This is a genomic window from Paraburkholderia sp. RL17-383-BIF-A, from assembly GCF_046028015.1.
Classification (GTDB): domain Bacteria; phylum Pseudomonadota; class Gammaproteobacteria; order Burkholderiales; family Burkholderiaceae; genus Paraburkholderia.
This window is the reverse complement of the sequence record NZ_JARESR010000070.1, coordinates 1-2,529: the sequence shown is the minus strand read 5'-3', so window position 1 is coordinate 2,529 and position 2,529 is coordinate 1. Positions and strand designations below refer to the sequence as shown.

Below are 2,529 nucleotides of genomic sequence, written 5' to 3'. Positions count from 1 at the left end.
CCGTAAGCATTCGACCTGCACCGTCGCGGATTTTGTTGACGCGCGAGAGGATCGGCTGCTAGCGAACGGGATCGATGTGTGAGGCGGCCGGCAGCAAAGGAGCGACGTTCCAGGGTAACAGTTCGTCGATGCGGTTCACTGGGTGATCGGCGATGCGCTCGATGACGTAATGCAGGTAGGCTTCGGGATCAACGCCGTTCATGCGGGCAGATCCGATCAGGCTGTACATCGCGGCTGCACGTTCTCCGCCTGAGTCCGCACCGGCAAATAAAAAATTCCGTCTTCCGATTGCCACGCCGCGCAATGCGCGCTCGGCAATCAGATTGTCAATCTCGGCCTGACCATCACTGCAGTAATAGGCCAGCGCAGGCCAGCGATTCAACGAATACTGGATCGCTTTGGTGGTGTCTGATTTCGCGGAGAGAGTGAGAAGCGTCGCCTCGAACCACCGCTTCATATCATCAAGCAGCGGCACAGCCTTCTCCTGGCGAACGCGCCGTCGTTCTTCAGGCGGCTTGCCACGAATGTGCTCTTCGATGCGATAGAGTGCGCCGATGCGCTCGAGTGCCTCGCTGGTGATCGGCGATGCCCGAACAGCGTGTAGATCATGTAGCTTCCGACGTGCATGCGCCATGCACGCTGCTTCGTGAATCTGACCGCCCAGGTACAGATCCGCATAACCGGCGAAGGCGTCTGCCTGCAGTACGCCCGTGAAGTTGGCAAGGTGACGCTGTGGATGTTCGCCGCGACGATCCGGTGTATAGGCAAACCAGACGGCCGGCGCTTCGTCCGAACCACTGGGCCGACCATCGCGCACATACACCCAGAGGCGACCGGTCTTCGTCCTGCCATTGCCTGGCGCGAGCACCGGCAGCGGGGTGTCGTCGGCGTGAACCTTGCTGCCACCCAGCGCGTGGCGGCGCACCGCGTCGACCAGAGGGTTGAGTAGCCATGTCAGACTGCCCAGCCAGTGGCCCATGGTGCCCGCTTCGATCTCGACGCCGTCGCGCGCGTACATGACGGACTGGCGATAGAACGGGATGTGGTACGCGAACTTCGATGTCGTGATGTGGGCGAGCAAAGCCGGACCCGGCAGGCCACGATCGATCGGTCGGCTCGGCGCTGCGGCCTGCACGATACAGTCGCAGCACGAACAGGCGAACTTCGGACGGCGATGACGGATGACGCGGAAGTGCGCGCGCACGTATTCAAGCTGTTCGGAAACGTCTTCGCCCAGCGGTTTGAGCGCGCCACCGCATCCCGGGCAGTGTTCATCGATGGGCCGATGCACCCGCTCTTCGCGTTCAAGGTGATCGGGCAGTGGTTTGCGAGAGGCACTCTCGCGCCGTTGCTGCGCCTTCTTTGAGTCAGCCTGGGTAGCCGCACCTTCGTCTGCCTGCAGGTCCTCAAGCCGCAGTTCAAGCTGCTCTATCTGACGCTCCACCTTCTCAGACTTGCGACCGAACTGCATGCGGCGCAGCTTCGCAATCGTCAGCTTCAGATGTTCGATCTCGATTACGCGGGAACTGAGCTGGTCCTGCAATTCGACGACCCGCTGCGCGTTTGCATGCGCCGACGCCGCATGCGCTCGAACCAGCGCCTTCAGCGCATCAATGTCGTCGGGCAGGTCGGTATCGGTCAGGTCCATTGCGACAGTTTACGACCATCTGCCGCACACCGGTCATCGGGTAACAGACGTTTACAAAGCACTGCGCGGGCGTGCCGCCTCGACCGGTTGTCGCCAGTCAAACCCTTCGAGCAGCAATGCAAGCTGAGCACTCGTCAGGGCCACGACGCCCGCGTCGGCACGCGGCCATGCAAAACGCCCTTTCTCAAGACGCTTTGCAAGTAAACATAGGCCGCCATCGCTCCAATAGAGACACTTCAGCAGATCGCCACGCTTGCCGCGGAACACAAATATATGCCCCGAATACGGCTCCTTCTCGAGTACGGTCTGAACCTTCGCGGATAGTGAGTTGAACCCGCTGCGCATGTCAGTCACGCCAGCCGCAATCCAGATGCGGGTATTCTGTGGGAGTCCGATCACTTCAAACAATCCCGAAGAAACTGCTCGGCGCGATCCATCGAAAGACCGGAGATGCGAACGCGCCGCTTACCAAGCTCGATTTCGATCTCGCACTCCGGTGGCCTCGCAGCTACCGCCGGCACTCGCTGATCTTGCGATGCGGTGTGGTTGCCGGCATCTTTCTCTGGAAGATCAACTACATCGACGGGCAGCAGCGCCAGACAAGGTTGCGGTGTTGCCAGTTGGGCCACCAGCGATCTTCGCCGCCACTGCGCAACCATATTGGCATTCAAACCATGCGTGCGAGCTACCTCGGCAATTGAGCGATCCGGATCGTTCGTCTCAGCGACCACCGTTTCCCGAAACTCCCGGGTGTAGTTCTTCGATCCCGGCCGCCGTCCTCGTGCCATTTGCTTCATCAATCTGATTCCCATCAAATCTGATGGGAATCAGATTGCACCCCTCCTGCCGCCACGAACAGACGGTACAAATCGAGCGCTTAC

General features: G+C 60.4%; 3 protein-coding genes. All 3 read right to left on the bottom strand.

What is annotated here, in order from left to right; all coding sequences use genetic code 11:
• Positions 1-58: 58 nt before the first annotated feature.
• From tnpC to tnpA, 3 genes are read right to left on the bottom strand one after another with little or no spacing between them, the layout of a single operon-like run.
• The gene (gene tnpC, locus P0D71_RS35945; RefSeq protein WP_408483879.1) at positions 59-1,648 is read right to left on the bottom strand and encodes an IS66 family transposase; all 1,590 of its coding nucleotides are present in this window, start codon (positions 1,646-1,648) and stop codon (positions 59-61) included.
• A gap of 51 nt (positions 1,649-1,699) precedes the next feature.
• On the bottom strand, positions 1,700-2,047 hold the full coding sequence (tnpB, locus tag P0D71_RS35940) for an IS66 family insertion sequence element accessory protein TnpB (RefSeq protein ID WP_133892454.1): 348 nt from the start codon (positions 2,045-2,047) through the stop codon (positions 1,700-1,702).
• Positions 2,044-2,445 carry an IS66-like element accessory protein TnpA gene (gene tnpA / locus P0D71_RS35935; protein ID WP_133892453.1) on the bottom strand — a complete coding sequence of 134 codons (402 nt, stop codon included), beginning with the start codon at positions 2,443-2,445 and terminating at the stop codon, positions 2,044-2,046. The genes tnpB and tnpA overlap by 4 nt, the downstream gene beginning before the upstream one ends.
• Between the last annotated feature and the right edge of the window lie 84 nt (positions 2,446-2,529).

Excerpts from the sequence above, each read along its gene's own strand:
- tnpA (WP_133892453.1), bottom strand. The coding sequence starts at position 2,445 with ATGAAGCAAATGGCACGAGGACGGCGGCCGGGATCGAAGAACTACACC.
- tnpC (WP_408483879.1), bottom strand. The coding sequence starts at position 1,648 with ATGGACCTGACCGATACCGACCTGCCCGACGACATTGATGCGCTGAAG.